The organism is Agromyces sp. Y575 (assembly GCF_059445445.1).
Genome location: NZ_JCAIUI010000002.1, coordinates 852,202 through 868,523, shown reverse-complemented (window position 1 = coordinate 868,523; position 16,322 = coordinate 852,202). Strand labels below are relative to the sequence as shown.

The window sequence follows — 16,322 nt, the reverse complement described above, 5'->3', positions numbered from 1 at the left end:
CGCCGTTCCAGCGGGTGTTCTCTTCGCCGATCCAGCCCGATTTCAGCTCGTCAGGAACGATCCTGCGCGACTCTTGAACTCAGACCCCGTCGAGATTCTCGCCAAGTTCCGTCAGGATCCGCCGAAGGTCCTGAACGGTCGCGAAATCAATTGTGATCTGGCCTTTTCTCGCGCCGAGCGCAATCTTCACCCGAGTATTCAGTCGGTCGCCGAGGCGAGTCGCCAAGTCTTCGAGAAAGTCCTGTCGTTTGCCTGCCGCCGGCTTCGGACGCGACGATTTCGGCTCATTCGTGGCGACCGCTTCCGCGGCCCGAACCGACAACTCCTCATTCACGATCTTGTCGGCGAATCGCTGCATGCCTGCTGCGTCGTCGCCGACGGAGAGGATCGCCCGGGCATGCCCCGCGGTGAGCACGCCCGCCGCAACCCGAAGCTGCACGGCCTCGGGAAGCTTGAGCAGTCTGAGTGTGTTCGAGATCTGAGGCCGCGACCGACCGATGCGTGAAGCGAGTTCCTCCTGGGTGATTCCGAAGTCGGCGAGGAGTTGCTGATAGGCGGAGGCTTCTTCGAGCGGGTTGAGTTGAGAGCGGTGCAGGTTCTCGAGCAGCGCGTCACGAAGCATGTCTTCGTTCGCGGTGTCTTTGACGACGGCCGGAATGGAATCGAGTCCCGCTGCCTTCGTCGCACGAAGCCGTCGTTCACCCATGACAAGCTCGTATTTGCCAGGCAGGTCGGGGTGCCGACGAACCACGATGGGCTGGAGAACTCCGAACTCGCGCACACTGTGTACAAGCTCTGCCAGGTCGTCGGGGTCGAAAACGCTACGCGGCTGTTGGGCGTTCGGAAGGATGTCATCCGGATCGAGACGCGCGAGGTGCGCACCCGGAACCGTGACGAGGTTGTCTGCCGACGCTGCTTGTTCGACAACCGCGATGGCCACGGCTGGTTGCGCCTCCGAGTCGGGGAAGAACACGTCGACGGGGCGAGTGCGGGAGCTGTCATCCCCACTCGGGATCAGTGCACCGATTCCACGACCGAGACCGGTCCGTTTGGTTGTCATCAGTTCGACTCCTCGGGTTTCGCAGCTCCGCGCCGGGCGATTTCGGCCGCTGCCTCGCGATACGACAGAGATCCGCTCGACGCATAGTCGTAGCTGATCACGCTCTGGCCATAGCTGGGTGCCTCGGACACCCGCACTGAACGGGGAATGATCGTGTCGAGCGTTTGGACGGGGAAGTGGTCGCGCACCTCTTGAGCCACTTGCTGCGCCAAGTTGGTGCGGGAGTCGTACATCGTCAAAAGGATCGTCGACAGCCGAAGTTCGGGATTGAGGTGCTTCTCAATGAGTTCGATGTTGCTCAGGAGTTGCGAGAGGCCCTCGAGCGCGTAGTACTCGCACTGAATTGGAATCAACACCTCACGTGCCGCGACGAAGGCGTTGATCGTAAGGAGGCCGAGTGATGGCGGGCAGTCGATGAAAACGTAGTCGTAGGGCTGTTCCATCGAAGCGAGATGCGCGTCGAGTGCACGCCGCAGCCGTTGCTCGCGAGCAACGAGCGAGACGAGTTCGATCTCTGCGCCCGCGAGGTGAATGGTCGCGGGCACGCAATCGAGCAACTCGTGCTCGGCTGACGACTGAATGACCTCCGCGAGTGCGAGGTCTGCGACAAGTACCTCGTACACGCTCTTGCGCTCCGAGCGGTGATCGACTCCGAGAGCGGTCGATGCGTTGCCCTGCGGATCGAGGTCGATCACGAGCACTCTGGCACCCGAACGCGCAAGGCCGGCCGCAAGATTGACCGCGGTCGTCGTCTTTCCGACGCCGCCCTTCTGATTGGAGATCGTCAACACACGCGTCGCAGGCGGCAAGGGGAGCACCGCGTCATCGAGGGCGATGCGCCGACGGTTCTCTTCGGCGAGTTCGTAAGCCAGGGGAGTTCCTCCGTGATCAGAAGATGTTTCACGTGAAACATCAGGGGCTTCAATTGGCATCAGGGGTGTCGCCTGCGCGACGGCATTGGCAGGAGTGACCATCATCGGCGAGCTCACCACATATTCACGCCCGAGCGGGGGCTCGGATGATTGCGGTTGCTCGCTGGCTCGGTCGTTGCGTTCGGGCGTTGGCGCGATCTGTGGTTCGACTGCCGAGATGCTCGCATCATCGGGCTCTTCCTGTGCCACAGCCGGCGCACTGGCGTTGGAGGTCGGTGCGGGGGAGTCTGCCTCGGCTGGGGTTCGAACGGGGTACAGCGCCGAAGCCGTGTCGGCCGTAGCCTCCCCGACGATCTCGCGAATGAGGTCCTCCAGGAGACGATCGGGACCCGCAGTGCGGTGCACCGCCGACTCATCGATGGGGTCCGCACCGGCCGTCAGTGCTTCAGCAGTCGCCGCGTCCCAGTCGACTCCGCGGTCGAAGGGGATCTCATTCGAAGGGCGGTCGCCATCGTTCACTGTCGCAGATCCTACCGATGCTCTGGGCGGCGCGGCTTGCTCGGGAGCGACCGCCTGGCGTTCGTCGGCCACGGATGAAATCGCGGCATCAGTACTGGGTTGCTCCGATGTGACACCGGGTCGACCGTCTTCTCCCGGGCCTCCAACGACCAGTTGAGGGGCGGCTTCCGCGTGAGGCTCCGGGCTCCGGTCCGAGACCTGTTGCTTTGCCACGAGATCGGCAGCAGGGTCAGCCGGCCGTGTTTCGTTCACGGGTGCTTCCGAAAGCGCCGGAGGCGTGGATCTCGAGTGAACGGTACCCTCGGCGACTTTCTCAGATTCGGGCTGAGGGCGCCTGCGACGAAACCATCCACGTCCCCCGCCCTTTGCCATACCGACTGCTCCATATCGTTGGATCTGCGGGTCGAATCGACGTATTCCGTAGCGGCCCGACCTGAAAGTCAAGCCTAACCGGCGCGACTGACTCTCAAGTTGATGACTGGCGAAGTCGAGGGTATCCAGACCAAACGTCCCTGCGGGAGCAGTGGTCAGCGTTCGACCAGTCGGCGCCCTCCCGGCCACGCGTACCGGGTCAGCTCGCTGAGGGGGGGGGCAGCGGTGGAGCGTGATGGAGCGAAACCCGTTGTGACGCTGAGGCACGGGCTGGGGAGTTCACGTGAGACACGAGTCCGCCCCTGATGTTGCGTGGTGCCCATGATCACTCGAGGGCGCCTCCTCGACACCTGGCCGCTGAGGTACGGACAAGTGGAAGGCGTGGGGCGGGAGGCCCAATCGTCACGGCGGGATCGTGATGCCAGCCACTCGACAGTCTCATGCGGGCACCGGTGCTTTCGGGGCTTGTTGGCGCGTATTGGGGACACCCCTTACAGAGGTGGTGATCAAGACAGTCCAGGAGCGACACAGCACGGAGGTGAGTGTCCTCGGCCACGTCGAAACGAAGACTCATCGGTCGAGTCGGGACGTCGTCACTCGCGGGCGATGCAAGTTCGATGACTGGGGTCGAGCGGGTGCGACCTGCGGTAACGCCGCCGGCGCCCTCGATCGAATGTTCACCGAGACGAGTTGAATGAATTGCAGCATGTTTCACGTGAAACGCCGTTGGCTCTTGAGATCCGATTGCGCTGCGAAAGCCGGGTGGCTGTGCGTGCGACATCCACACAAGAAGTCCGTCCGCACACACCGTCCCGGCAGGAGCTCGCAGCAATTCGATTGGCAGAGGGACGGCGACGTTTCACGTGAAACGTCAGTTGCGATGGATATCTCGCTCGCCGTGCGCAGTATGCGGGTGTCCCAGGGTCAGTCTCCCAAGTCGCTCACTTGTAGGGTCCAAGTGTGAGCGCGTTCGACCCTGAAGAGGATCTTGGTCAGGACCTTGGCTTCCGCCTGCTGTGGAATACCCCGGTCACTTCGTTCTATCGACGCCATGTTTTGGAGGAGACGTCCGCATGGCTGGCAGAGCACGGATATCAGATCACGGTTCTGGACGCGTCATCCTGGTCTGCCGAGGCGGATCTTCATCGGGATGTTGCTCAGGCGCTGAGCTTCCCTGACTATTACGGCCATAGCCTCGACGCTCTGAACGATTGTTTGCGTGACGTTGTCAGTCAGGACTACGGGTGGGACCCCCACGCCACCGGCCTCGTACTGGTGTTCACCGGATATGACACATTCGCAGCGAGATGCCAGCGGCCCGCGCAGGTCGTTCTGGACCTCGTCGCTCAGCATTCTCGTGTCGCGGGGTTGTTCGGACGAAGGTTGATCTGTCTCGTGCAGAGTGACGCCCCCCGCATCAGCTTCGATGCGGTAGGGGCCGATCCCGTACTTTGGAACGAAGCAGAGTGGCTGAACTCCAGTCGCCTCCCGACCTAAGCCACGATGCGCTTCTCGAGCGCGCCGGTCCACGGTTCGTGCGGGGTGTTGGTGGCAGACCCAGCCGAGGATTGCGCCGACGCGGAAGATCACCCACATGCCGGTCATACCGGGTCGCGAGACCGCGCCATCGCCGCTTGGATGTGGCGGCGGAGCCGGTCAGCGCAGATGGCCCGGGACGAGTACGCCCGATCCGCCAACAGCGCGACCGGCCTCGTGCGTGCAGGAACATGGGCGAGTCCGCGCCAGGTCCGGGACCGACGAGGATCGCGAGGGCGGCGTCGGCCGTCGATGGCGTAGTGGATCTTCGTGGACAGGCCGCCGCGGGACCGTTCGACGGCGCGATCGGGCGGTTGGGTGCAGGGAGTCTTGTGATTCGACAGGTCCCCCTGTGACCCGATTGAACCAGGTCGCCTGCTACGCCGCCAGCCGCTCCCATTGCGCATCCGAAAGTTCACGACCACGAGCCACCCCCACGAGCATCCCCGACCACAGATCACCCCGCGACTTGGGAGACGAACTCTGGCAATTCAGTTCGGCTCCCGCTGGATCCGCATCGCAGCAGAGGTGGCCCGTGACCTGAGACCATCGACCATTGGCGTTGCTCCGTATCAGAGCGAGACGGAACCGCACGGTGGTTCCATGTTTCACGTGAAACGCATGAGAACTGGCACGCCGCACACAACGGACCGTCCGCGCACCTCCGCGGTGTGGCAATCTTCTCCGTCCCAAACCGGCCTGCGCACCGAAGGTCAGCAACTCACCAATGATCACGGCGGCGGGAATGCTCAGGGATCGAACCTTCGAGCGGACAATTCACGACGCCTGCGCAGCTGCAGCTCGAGTGGAGCGCGGGACCAACCGGGCAGCACCGGTCGTGAGCTGAGGCCGTCTGCGTCATTGCTCCCGGCTTTCGTCCCGATCCAGATCGTGATCCACGTCACAGTCGCGAACCCACCTGACCGTCCGTGTGGGGGCCCGAACTTCATCCGGAACCGACCAGGCACCGCAATGCTCTCGAATCAAGCGTCTGACTGGATCGGAAGCACACGACGCCTCAACGTGGCCGAGCGAGCGTGAATTGAGCCACTTGAGTCAGGGCACGCCAGTACGAGCCCTCCGGCCAGCCCGGAAGCCGGCCGAATCGATGTGACTCTCTTCCAGAATCCACGAGTTAACGAATTGGCGGCGCCCACGCCGCAGAGCGGGAGCGTCAGCCCGCAGTTGCGCGGAAGACCCGCGTGACTTCTGACACGAGTCCCTCGCCGAGCACGAGCACCTCCACGTCGCGCAGGTGGTACTTGCGGATGACCTTCTCAGCAGCCGCAATCTCACCGTCGACGCCGGCGCCCTTCATGAGCACGAGCTCGCCACCTGCCCGCAACAGGGGTGCGGTCACTGGAATCAGTGTGCGCAAGGCGCTCACTGCGCGCGCCGTGACCTGATCGAGGGAGTCGAAGAGCTTCGATTCCTCGGCACGGGCTCTCACGACCGTGACGTTCGCAAGCGCGAGTTCACTCGCCTGTCGCTCGAGCCAAGCGACGCGGCGCTCCATCGGCTCGATGAGGGTGAACGAGACATCCGGTCTCAAGATGGCGAGAACGATGCCGGGCAGGCCCGCGCCTGAACCGACATCGCCCACGCGCCCCGGCCGCAGCAGGGGTGCGACCAATGCACTGTTCAAGACGTGACGAGTCCAGAGCCGGGGGAGTTCCAGCGGTCCGACGAGACCGAGTTCCTCGCCGTGTCGCGCGAGCGCCATCGTGAATGCGCGGCCGGCATCGATGTGCTCGCCGAAGATATCGACCGCGGCAGCCGGTTCCGGCTCCAGTCCGTCGATCATCGTTTCACGTGAAACGTCAGGCACCGCGGGTGATGACCGTGTGACGGTCACTGCCCTCGCCGCGTGACTCCGAGTGCAGACCGCGCTCAGCCACAAGATCGTGCACGAGCTTGCGCTCGTACGACGACATCGGGGGGAGTGAAGCTTCCGCCGCGCCTCCATCGATGCGCTCGGCGGCGCGAGTCACGAGATTCGCGAGTTCGTCCCGACGAGCGTCGCGCGAGCCGCCGATGTCGAGGATCAGCCGTGAGAACGCGCCGGTCTTGGTCTGCACGGCGAGCCGAGTGAGTTCTTGGAACGCGCTCACGGTCTCGGGCTTGGAGAGGAGATCGAGGTTTTCGCCGGCTCCAGCGTTCACCGACACATACGCGCGCCCATTGCGGGCATCGATGTCGATGTCGCCGTCGAGGTCCATGATGTCGAGGAGTTCCTCGATGTAATCCGCCGCGATGTCGCCCTCTTCCTCGAGCTGAGCGGTGGAGCGGTCTGCGGTCTCGTGCTGTACGTCGGTCATGGGTCTACTTCCCCTGCTTCTTCGAGCGAGACTTGCTCACGGGCTGCTGGCGCTGCGTCTTCTTCGGCTCCTGCGCCTCGATCGCGATCTCGGTCTTCTCATCGACGACGAGCTTGCCCTTGCGAGCGAGTCGCTCTTCACGGGCCTTCGCTGCTTCACTGCCCGGAGTCGGCATGTTCCTGATGACCACGAACTGCTGACCCATGGTCCAGAAGTTCGAGACGAGCCAGTAGAACATGACACCGATGGGGAAGGCCACGCCGGAGAATGCGAACACGAGGGGGAGCAGGTACAGCATGATGCGCTGCTGGCGGAACATCGGGCTCGCCTTGGTCTCGGGCGACATGTTCTTCGAGACGATCTGCAGCTGGGTGATGAACTGCGAAGCGGTCATCAGCACGATCATCGTGGCCGCGATGGCCATGACCTGCCAGGGGTACTCTCCGTTCATCGCGCCGATGAACGTGCCCTTCAACGGGGCACCGAGGAACTCCGAGTTCGCGAACGAGTTCGCGAGTTGCTGGGTGAACACACCGACGCCGGCCTTGTCATGCTGAGCGTCGTTGAGCACCGAGAAGAGTCCGAAGAAGATCGGCATCTGCAGCAGGAGCGGCAGGCACGATGAGAGCGGGTTGGTGCCCGTCTTCTTGTAGAGCTCCATGGTCTCGCGCGACATGGCCTCGCGGGAGAACTGGTCTTTCTTGCCCTTGTACTTGTCTTGGATCTTCTTGAGCTGCGGCGCGACCTCGAGCATGCGGCGCTGGCTCTTGATCTGCCGGACGAAGATCGGGATCAGCGCCGCACGAACGACGATCACCAGGCCGACGATCGAGAGGATCCAGGTGCCACCTGCGTCGGGATCGAGGCCGATGAAGTCCCACATCGAGTGGAACGCGACGAGGATCAGCTCGATGACCCATTTGATGGGCCAGAGAACCAGGCTGATGAAATCAGGCATGGAGGAGTTCAGTCCTTCCGGGACAGGGTGGGGGAGGAGAGCAAGAGCTCCGCGTCGTCGCGGTGCGAGTGATCATGGCGAGCCGAGACGGTACGCATCTGATCAGATGCATCCGTCTGCCCGATACCGGCCGGTACCACCCACCCGGACGGGGTCACCCGGTAGCGCGAATGACGTGCGGCCTTGACGTCGTCGATGCCGCCGGCAGTCCAGGGATTGCAGCGAAGTATGCGCCAGGCTGTCAGCGCCGAGCCGATGAGGAGGCCGCGCTGTTGCACGGAACCGAGTCCATAGGCGGAGCACGACGGGTAATAGCGGCAGACGTCGCCGTAGAGCGGCGAGATGGCGGCGCGATAGCCGCGAATCACGAGCACCCCGAGATTGCGGGGGAGGAGCCCGACGAACAGGGCGGCGTTCTTCACGCTATTCGCCCTTCTCCTGCGATGGGATCGCTGACGCGCGCATGCGACGGCGCTGAAGTGCACTCAGCACCTCGGCGCGGAGCTCATGCCAGTCGACAGCGGCAGCCGAGGGCAGCGCTCGCACGACCACATCGACGTCGGCGATGCCGTCGCCGAGCGCCTCGTGACACACGGCCTTCAACCGCCGGCGCACGAGATTGCGTCGAACGGCGGAACCGACCTTCTTCGACACGATGAAGCCGAAGCGTGCGCCAGCGCCCGACTCCCGTGAGCGCACATAGCTCACGGTGTGGGCACCGGCGACCTTCGCACCCCGGCGCACGATGACTCGATAGTCGTCGGCACTCGTGATGCGATTGGCTTTGGCAAGCACCGAAGTACTAGGCGGAGAGTTCGGTGCGACCCTTGCCGCGGCGCGCCGACAGGATGGCGCGGCCGGCGCGGGTGCGCATGCGAAGGCGGAAGCCGTGCTTCTTGGCGCGACGACGGTTATTCGGCTGGAAAGTACGCTTGCTCATTCTTCTTCTCCGGCGTTCGGATCTCCTCGCCGGGACCGCGGAACAGCGCGAAGGCGGGAAAACTAGGTGCCCTGATGGGCTGGGGTCAACTGATTAAAACTACGGCCTCGAGGCCTTGGGGTCAAACCGAACAGAGTTCAACCCGGCACAGTTCAAAAGGGACAGTATCGCTCGAACCTCAGGATCGCCTGTGGAGTGACACGCCCGCGACGTCGAATCCCTCAATCGGCATTTGTCGGGAGCGGGTTCATTGGATAGCGTTTGACACCAGTTATCCCCAGCTTGGTGCGCGGAATCTCGGGCTTCTTCCGAATTCTCCCCACAGGGCGTGGAAAACCCAGTGAACACTTCGCCTCGCGCCGCTTGCTCCGTCGATCGGGGGATCGATGAGCGGCAGACGACGGCACCGGATCGATTGCGGGGAACCATGACAGAGCAGCCCATCACGGATATTTGGGCGACGATCCTCGATCGGCTGTCAGACGACGACGCCATCACGCCGATGTTGCAGGGCTTCCTCAATCTCGTCGAGCCGAAGGGCATCGCGGCCGGCACCTTCTACCTGGAGGTGCCGAACGACTTCACGGCGACGATGTTGAACCAGCGCATGCGGGTGTCGTTGCTCTCCGCGATGAGCGTTGTCGAGGCGCCGTCACCGGTCACCTCGTTCTACGTCGTCGTGAATCCCGAGCTCGAGGAGGCTCGAGCCCCCGAGCCGCAGTCGCCGTTCGTCGACGAGCTCGATCCGGTCGAGATGCCCGCCTCCCCCCAGTCGGTCTTCGAGAACACCAGCCCGGTCTCGTCACGCGACACGCGGCTGAATCCGAAGTACGCGTTCGAGAGTTTCGTCATCGGCCAGTCCAACCGCTTCGCCCACGCCGCCGCGGTCGCGGTCGCTGAAGCGCCGGCCAAGGCGTACAACCCGCTGTTCATCTACGGCGACTCCGGTCTCGGCAAGACCCACCTCCTGCACGCCATCGGTCACTACGCGATGAGCCTGTACCCCGGGATTCGCGTGCGCTATGTGAGCTCCGAGGAGTTCACGAACGACTTCATCAACTCGATCGCGAACAACCGGGGATCGCTCTTCCAGCAGCGCTATCGCAACATCGACATCCTGCTGATCGATGACATCCAGTTCCTGCAGGGCAAGGCGGAGACTCAGGAGGCGTTCTTCCATACGTTCAACACACTGCACGATCACAACAAGCAGGTCGTGATCACGAGTGATGTGCCGCCGAAACACCTGACCGGCTTCGAAGACCGCATGAGAAGCCGCTTCGAGTGGGGCCTCATCACCGACGTGCAGGCGCCCGACCTCGAGACCCGCATCGCCATTCTCCGTAAGAAGGCGCAGTCCGAGCGCCTTCAGGTGCCAGACGACATCCTCGAATACATGGCGTCGAAGGTGTCGAGCAACATCCGTGAACTCGAGGGCACCCTCATTCGCGTCACTGCGTTCGCAAGCCTCAACCGCACGGCGGTCGACATGCCTCTCGTGCAGACGGTCTTGAAAGACCTGATCACGGATGACTCGGACAACGTCGTCTCGCCGGTCGACATCATCACGGCGACCGCCGACTACTTCAAGCTGACCGTCGACGACCTCTACGGTTCGAGCCGGTCGCAGGCCGTGGCGACCGCACGCCAGATCGCGATGTACCTCTGCCGTGAGCTCACGAGCCTGTCACTGCCGAAGATCGGCCAGTTGTTCGGCAATCGAGATCACACGACGGTCATGTATGCGAACAAGAAGATCTCGGAACTCATGAAGGAGCGCCGCTCCATCTACAACCAGGTCACCGAGCTCACGGCGCGCATCAAGCAGGTCAGCCGCTACCGCTGAGTGTGCGGCGTTCCCCGTACGGACTGAGCTTGCCCCATGCGTGGGTTGAGCTTGCCCCATGCGTGGGTTGAGCTTGCCCCATCTGCGGGTTGAGCTTGTCGAAACCGAGACTCGTCGAACCTCCGCCGAGAAGGTTTCGACAGGCTCAACCCACAGAACCGGAAACCGACAAGGTCGACCCGGCGCGCTCGAGCTCGCCGAAAAACGGGTCTGCAGCGACCGTGCACGACCATTCCGGGCGATTCCCACAGTTGTGGAGAACCTGTGGATTGTTCGCGAAGAACCGCCTGAAGCCTGTTGAGACAAAGGGTCAGCCTGTGCAGAACAGTGTCATGCGTTCGACGTCAGCATGAGGCATCCGCTCACGAACCCACACACTGTGCACAGATCGGATGCCGCGCGATCGGCGTCGTTCCGCAGGTCTCTGCACACCATCCACAGTTTCCACAGCGGTTAACACTGTTAAGAGTTAAGGGTTTAAGGGGGGATTCCCACAACCTTGGAGATCGGCGCTCGTCGAGCAGCGGTGCGGCAGTGCACGGTCGACATCGATTCGCCCCGCGAAGAGCTGAACTCTGCGGATAACATGGGATCCACCCAGCGACATCCACGACGGGAGAACCGTGAAGTTCCAGGTCAACCGCGACGTCTTCAGTGAGGCCGTTTCCTTCGCCGTCAAACTGCTGCCCCAGCGCACCACTTTGCCGATCCTCTCGGGTGTGCTGATCCAGGCGAACGCCGACGGCCTCGTGCTCTCGTCCTTCGACTACGAGGTCTCATCTCAGACCGAGATCCAGGCAGACGTCGAAGAACCCGGCACCGTGCTCGTCTCGGGGCGTCTGCTCGCCGAGATCGCCGGTCGCCTCCCGAACGCCCCAGTGCGGGTCGCAACGGAAGAGAGTCGAATCTCAGTCAGTTGCGGCTCGGCGAGCTTCACACTGCTGTCGATGCCGGTCGAGGAATATCCTTCGATTCCCGAGATCGGCCCCCAGTCCGGCGTCGTGCCGGCCGAGGAGTTCGCAGCGGCCGTCGCACAGGTCGCGGTCGCCGCTTCGCGCGACGACGTCACGCCAGTGATCACCGGTGTGCAGCTCGAGGTGCGCGAGAACAATCTCAGCCTGGTCGCGACCGACCGCTACCGCGTCGCAGTTCGAGAACTCGACTGGGATGGCGGCACCGTCGCCAGCGAAGAGACGGTCAGCGCGCTCGTGCCTGCCCGCACACTTCAAGAGGTGGGCAAGACATTCGGCCACTCCGGCACCATCTCCGTCTCGATAACGAACCGCGACGATCGCGAGCTCATCGCTTTCAGCGCCGACAAGAAGACCGTGACGTCGCTGCTCATCAAGGGCAACTTCCCGCCCGTGCGACGACTCTTCCCCGAGACGGTCGACAACTACGCGGTCGTGAACACCGCCGAGCTCATCGAGGCGACCCGCCGTGTCGCCTTGGTGCTCGAACGTGAGGCCGCTCTGCGCTACAGCTTCACGGCCGACGGGCTCACGCTCGAGGCGATCGGCAGCGAGCAGGCCCAAGCATCGGAGTCGATCGACGCGATCCTCACCGGCGACGACACAGTTGTGTCGCTGAAGCCGCAGTTCCTGCTCGACGGTCTCGGCGCCGTGCGCTCCGAGTTCGTCCGCGTCTCATTCACGAAGACCGAGAATCCGAACAAGCCGGGTCCGGTGCTCATCACGAGCCAGTCCTCGCGCGAGCAGGCCGGCGCCGACAGCTACCGCTACCTGCTGCAGCCGAACCTGCTGCTGCGCTGACCGTTCTGCGGGTTGAGCCCGGCTGACCGTTCTGCGGGTTGAGCTCGGCTGACCGTTCTGCGGGTTGAGCCTGCCGAAACCTCGCCGAGCTGGGTTTCGGCAAGCTCAACCCGCAGCTTCGGCAAGCTCAACCCGCGGGCCTGGCGTCGGCGGTGCGGGGTAGCGTGGTGAATTGCGATTCCGACGGCCATGAGGCATCCGGATGCCGCGCCGTCGAAGGGAGCCCAGCGTGCACGTCGCCCGTCTCTCCCTGACCGACTATCGCAACTACGAGCGTGCTGAACTCGAACTCGGCCCGGGCGCGACAGTGCTGGTCGGGCGCAACGGACAGGGCAAGACCAACCTCGTCGAAGCGATCGGTTACCTCGCCACGCTCAGTTCGCACCGCGTCTCCGGCGATCAGGCGCTGATCAGGGCCGGCGCCGACGCCGCGATCGTGCGTGCACTGCTCACCCACGGCGATCGTGAGTTGCTCATCGAGCTGCAACTGAATCGTCAAGGCGCCAACCGTGCCCAATTGAATCGTTCCCCGGTGAAGACGCGTGAGCTGCCGCGCTATGTGCACAGCGTGCTCTTCGCTCCTGAAGACCTCGCCATCGTTCGGGGCGAGCCCTCGGTTCGCCGGCGAATGCTCGATGAGCTGCTGGTGCAACGCACGCCACGGCTCGCCGGCGTCATGGCCGATTACGAGCGAGTGCTGAAACAACGCAATTCGTTGTTGAAGAGCGCGCGGGCCAGAGGGCTCGCCGTCGACAAGCTGACGACACTCGACATCTGGGATGAGCGTCTCGTCACGCTCGGTTCGGAGCTCATCGACCAGCGGCTCACGCTCATCGCCGAGCTCCGGGAGCCCCTCGCAGCTGCGTACCGATCGATCGTCGACGCCGACCACGCTCCTGGGATGAGTCCGTCACTCTCAATCGACGGCGCCGACCCGGATGACGAGCCTGATGCATCCGCTGCCCCTCTCGATTCGACGTCGAGCACGATCGAGCGATTCGCCGAGGCGCTGCGAGTGCTTCGCCCGAAAGAGCTCGAGCGAGGCGTCACCCTCGTCGGTCCGCACCGCGACGATGTCGTGCTCCTCCTCAACGGTCTGCCCGCGAAGGGGTACGCCAGCCACGGCGAGTCGTGGTCGTTCGCGCTTGCCCTGCGACTCGCCTCAGCCGAGCTCTTGCGACGCGATTCGATGACCGGCGACCCGGTGCTCGTGCTCGATGACGTGTTCGCCGAACTCGACCGCCTGCGGCGCGAACGTCTCGCCAGCGCCATCTCGGGCTTCGAACAGGTGCTCGTGACGGCGGCGGTGCTCGAAGATGTGCCGGCGCCCCTGACCGCCCGTGTCGTGCACATCGAGGCGGGTCGCATCGTCGACGAGGGTATGCAAGGGATCGGTGCTGGCCCTTCGACAGGCTCAGGGCGCAGAGATGACGATGGTATGCAAGGGATCGATGGTGCCGGCCCTTCGACAGGCTCAGGGCGCAGAGACGACGAGGCCGCCGATGTCTGAGGCCGCGCGCGTCTACCAGCACTTCCGTGAGATCTTCGGCGGCGAACGAACACGCAGCGGTCGAGCGGGCAGGGTTCGCACTCGCGAGATCTCCGGAAGCGAGCCGTTCACCCCGGGGCGCGACCCGAAGCCGCTCGCCGACACGATCGATTCGCTGAGTACCCAGCTCGGCTGGAACGGTCCGCTCTCGCAGCACGACGTGCTCGCCTCTTGGGCCGATATCGCCGGCGAAGAGACCGCACGTCATTCCGAACCCATCGCGATCGAGGGCGGGGTGCTGCAGGTGCGCTGCGAATCGACCGCGTGGGCGACGCAGCTGCGCATGATGCGCACGCAACTGGTCACCGAGATCACGACGAGATTCCCCGGAGCGGCCGTCGAGACGATCAGGTTCCAGGGGCCGGATGCCCCCACCTGGAAAAGGGGTCCCAGATCGGTTCCAGGGCGCGGTCCACGCGATACCTACGGCTAGGCAGGCAAATTCGGTCACTTCCGACCTGATATCGCCCCAGATCGGCGCTTCAGGGCCTGTGTCGACCCTCCGTTTGATAGGATCGAGAGTCGCCAGAATGACGGTCAGGAGCCCGATCCACACATGACAGCGGAACCCACGAAGGCCCAGTCACCGGCTTACGGTGCTGATGAGATCCAGGTACTCGAGGGCCTCGAAGCGGTTCGCAAGCGGCCGGGTATGTACATCGGCTCGACGGGCCCACGAGGCCTGCACCATCTCGTCACCGAGATCGTCGACAACTCGGTCGACGAAGCGCTTGCGGGCCATGCCACCACCATCGACATCACGATCCTGGCCGACGGCGGTATACGCGTCATCGACGACGGGCGCGGCATGCCGGTCGACATCCACAAGACCGAGGGCCGCTCCGCCGTCGAGGTCATCCATACCGTGCTGCACGCCGGCGGCAAGTTCGGCGGTGGCGGATATGCCGTCTCGGGCGGGCTGCACGGCGTCGGGGCATCCGTCGTCAATGCGCTGTCGAGCAAGTTCGACGTCGCAGTGCGCCGTCAAGGGTACGTGTGGCGCCAGTCGTACACCATCGGGGTGCCCGACGCTCCGCTCTCGAAAGATGAGCCGAGCGACGAGACCGGCACGACGACCACGTTCTGGCCGAACCCCGACATCTTCGAGACCGTCGAGTTCGACTACGAGACTCTCCGCTCCCGCTTCCAGCAGATGGCCTTCCTCAACAAGGGCCTGCGTATCACGCTGACCGACGAGCGCGTCGGCCACGTCGAGATCGATCCAGAGGATACGGCTGCGAGCGAAGCGGATGACGCGGCTCCCGGTCAGCGCACCGACACCTTCCTCTACGAGCGAGGACTCGTCGACTACGTCGAGTACTTGAACCGCTCGAAGAAGTCCGACGTCGTGAACGACGAGATCATCTCGTTCGAGACAGAGGACACCGAGCGGAAGATCGCGCTCGAAGTCGCGATGCAGTGGACGACGGCGTACACCGAATCGGTGCACACGTACGCGAACACGATCAACACGCACGAGGGCGGCACCCATGAAGAGGGCTTCCGCGCGGCGCTCACGACTCTCGTGAACAAGTACGCCCGCGAGAAGGGCATCATCAAGGAGAAAGACGACAACCTCTCCGGCGATGACGTTCGCGAAGGCCTCACCGCGGTCATCTCGGTGAAGCTGGCGGAGCCGCAGTTCGAGGGCCAGACGAAGACGAAACTCGGCAACACCGAGGTGAAGTCGTTCGTGCAGAAGGTCACTTCAGACCAGCTCGGTGACTGGTTCGAGCGCAACCCGACGCAGGCACGCGACATCATCCGCAAGGCGATTCAGGCCGCGACCGCGCGCCTCGCCGCGCGCAAAGCGCGCGAGGCGACTCGTCGCAAGGGCCTGCTCGAGTCGGGCGGCATGCCAGGTAAGTTGAAGGACTGCTCGTCGAAAGACCCGTCGGTCTCCGAGATTTTCATCGTCGAGGGCGACTCGGCCGGCGGCTCCGCCGTGCAGGGCCGCAATCCCGAGACGCAGGCGATCCTGCCGCTGCGGGGCAAGATCCTGAACGTCGAGAAGGCACGCCTCGACCGAGCGCTCGCCAACAACGAGGTGCAGGCCATGATCACGGCGTTCGGCGCCGGTATCGGTGAAGATTTCAACACCGAGAAGGTCAGGTACCACAAGATCGTGCTCATGGCCGACGCCGACGTCGATGGCCAGCACATCACGACACTGCTGCTCACGCTGCTGTTCCGGTACATGCGCCCGCTCATCGAGCTCGGCTACGTGTACCTCGCCCAGCCCCCGCTCTACCGTCTCAAGTGGACGAACTCCGACGACGAGTACGTTTACTCCGACAAGGAGCGCGACGCCCTGCTCACGGCGGGCGTAGCGGCCGGCAAGCGAATTCCCAAAGACAACGGGGTGCAGCGCTACAAGGGCCTCGGCGAGATGAACCACCAGGAGCTGTGGGAGACCACGATGAACCCGGAGACCCGCACCCTGCTGCAGGTCACCATGGACGACGCGGCCGCCGCTGACGAGATCTTCTCCACACTGATGGGCGAAGACGTCGAGAGCCGACGCAACTTCATCCAGAAGAACGCGAAAGACGTCAGGTTCCTTGATATCTAGTGGTCTCG

13 protein-coding genes and 1 pseudogene are annotated in these 16,322 nt (G+C 63.7%); 6 read left to right on the top strand and 8 right to left on the bottom strand.

Translation table 11 applies throughout. The annotated features are described in order from the left end of the window. Positions 1-79 precede the first annotated feature (79 nt). The gene (locus AC1C2U_RS10095) at positions 80-1,060 is read right to left on the bottom strand and encodes a ParB/RepB/Spo0J family partition protein (RefSeq protein WP_495361612.1); all 981 of its coding nucleotides are present in this window, start codon (positions 1,058-1,060) and stop codon (positions 80-82) included. Then, positions 1,060-1,992 (bottom strand): ParA family protein, encoded by a 933-nt coding sequence (locus tag AC1C2U_RS10090; RefSeq protein ID WP_495361977.1) that lies wholly within the window; start codon positions 1,990-1,992, stop codon positions 1,060-1,062. The genes AC1C2U_RS10095 and AC1C2U_RS10090 overlap by 1 nt, the downstream gene beginning before the upstream one ends. Before the next feature lie 1,791 nt (positions 1,993-3,783). On the opposite strand from AC1C2U_RS10090, the gene AC1C2U_RS10085 reads away from it, so the two are divergent. Next, positions 3,784-4,320: a barstar family protein gene (locus AC1C2U_RS10085; RefSeq protein WP_495361611.1), complete on the top strand. Its 537-nt coding sequence runs from the start codon at positions 3,784-3,786 to the stop codon at positions 4,318-4,320. Positions 4,321-5,533: 1,213 nt separating this feature from the next. Here the strand turns inward: AC1C2U_RS10085 and rsmG are convergent. From rsmG to rpmH, 6 genes are read right to left on the bottom strand one after another with little or no spacing between them, the layout of a single operon-like run. Further along, a complete protein-coding gene (gene rsmG, locus AC1C2U_RS10080) occupies positions 5,534-6,163 on the bottom strand; it encodes a 16S rRNA (guanine(527)-N(7))-methyltransferase RsmG (protein ID WP_495361610.1) in 630 nt (209 codons plus the stop codon). A gap of 16 nt (positions 6,164-6,179) precedes the next feature. Next, complete coding sequence (locus tag AC1C2U_RS10075; RefSeq protein ID WP_495361609.1) at positions 6,180-6,677, bottom strand: Jag family protein; 498 nt, start codon at positions 6,675-6,677, stop codon at positions 6,180-6,182. A gap of 4 nt (positions 6,678-6,681) precedes the next feature. Then, positions 6,682-7,635, bottom strand: a complete 954-nt coding sequence (yidC, locus tag AC1C2U_RS10070) for a membrane protein insertase YidC (protein WP_495361608.1) — start codon at positions 7,633-7,635, stop codon at positions 6,682-6,684. An 8-nt stretch (positions 7,636-7,643) separates the two neighbouring features. After that, positions 7,644-8,057 carry a membrane protein insertion efficiency factor YidD gene (yidD, locus tag AC1C2U_RS10065; RefSeq protein WP_495361607.1) on the bottom strand — a complete coding sequence of 138 codons (414 nt, stop codon included), beginning with the start codon at positions 8,055-8,057 and terminating at the stop codon, positions 7,644-7,646. A 1-nt stretch (position 8,058) separates the two neighbouring features. Continuing rightward, positions 8,059-8,430, bottom strand: coding sequence for a ribonuclease P protein component (gene rnpA, locus AC1C2U_RS10060; protein WP_495361606.1), 372 nt, complete (start codon positions 8,428-8,430; stop codon positions 8,059-8,061). Positions 8,431-8,437: 7 nt separating this feature from the next. After that, positions 8,438-8,575: a 50S ribosomal protein L34 gene (rpmH, locus tag AC1C2U_RS10055; RefSeq protein ID WP_022892375.1), complete on the bottom strand. Its 138-nt coding sequence runs from the start codon at positions 8,573-8,575 to the stop codon at positions 8,438-8,440. Positions 8,576-9,059: 484 nt separating this feature from the next. On the opposite strand from rpmH, the pseudogene dnaA reads away from it, so the two are divergent. From dnaA to gyrB, 5 genes and pseudogenes are all read left to right on the top strand, one after another. Further along, positions 9,060-10,421 (top strand): annotated as a pseudogene (dnaA, locus tag AC1C2U_RS10050) (chromosomal replication initiator protein DnaA); the annotation flags it as partial. A gap of 623 nt (positions 10,422-11,044) precedes the next feature. Continuing rightward, positions 11,045-12,193 carry a DNA polymerase III subunit beta gene (gene dnaN, locus AC1C2U_RS10045; protein WP_495361605.1) on the top strand — a complete coding sequence of 383 codons (1,149 nt, stop codon included), beginning with the start codon at positions 11,045-11,047 and terminating at the stop codon, positions 12,191-12,193. 229 nt (positions 12,194-12,422) lie between these two features. Then, complete coding sequence (recF, locus tag AC1C2U_RS10040; RefSeq protein WP_495361604.1) at positions 12,423-13,703, top strand: DNA replication/repair protein RecF; 1,281 nt, start codon at positions 12,423-12,425, stop codon at positions 13,701-13,703. Then, positions 13,696-14,175 (top strand): DciA family protein, encoded by a 480-nt coding sequence (locus AC1C2U_RS10035; RefSeq protein WP_495361603.1) that lies wholly within the window; start codon positions 13,696-13,698, stop codon positions 14,173-14,175. Before recF ends, AC1C2U_RS10035 begins: the two co-directional genes overlap by 8 nt. Positions 14,176-14,298: 123 nt before the next feature. Beyond that, positions 14,299-16,314, top strand: a complete 2,016-nt coding sequence (gyrB, locus tag AC1C2U_RS10030; RefSeq protein WP_495361602.1) for a DNA topoisomerase (ATP-hydrolyzing) subunit B — start codon at positions 14,299-14,301, stop codon at positions 16,312-16,314. Positions 16,315-16,322 lie beyond the last annotated feature (8 nt).

What these genes read in the sequence shown, in the direction of transcription:
- AC1C2U_RS10095 (WP_495361612.1), bottom strand. Translation starts at nt 1,060, where the DNA reads ATGACAACCAAACGGACCGGTCTCGGTCGTGGAATCGGTGCACTGATC.
- AC1C2U_RS10090 (WP_495361977.1), bottom strand. Translation starts at nt 1,992, where the DNA reads ATGCCAATTGAAGCCCCTGATGTTTCACGTGAAACATCTTCTGATCAC.
- rsmG (WP_495361610.1), bottom strand. Translation starts at nt 6,163, where the DNA reads ATGATCGACGGACTGGAGCCGGAACCGGCTGCCGCGGTCGATATCTTC.
- AC1C2U_RS10075 (WP_495361609.1), bottom strand. Translation starts at nt 6,677, where the DNA reads ATGACCGACGTACAGCACGAGACCGCAGACCGCTCCACCGCTCAGCTC.
- yidC (WP_495361608.1), bottom strand. Translation starts at nt 7,635, where the DNA reads ATGCCTGATTTCATCAGCCTGGTTCTCTGGCCCATCAAATGGGTCATC.
- rpmH (WP_022892375.1), bottom strand. Translation starts at nt 8,575, where the DNA reads ATGAGCAAGCGTACTTTCCAGCCGAATAACCGTCGTCGCGCCAAGAAG.
- AC1C2U_RS10035 (WP_495361603.1), top strand. Translation starts at nt 13,696, where the DNA reads ATGTCTGAGGCCGCGCGCGTCTACCAGCACTTCCGTGAGATCTTCGGC.
- gyrB (WP_495361602.1), top strand. Translation starts at nt 14,299, where the DNA reads ATGACAGCGGAACCCACGAAGGCCCAGTCACCGGCTTACGGTGCTGAT.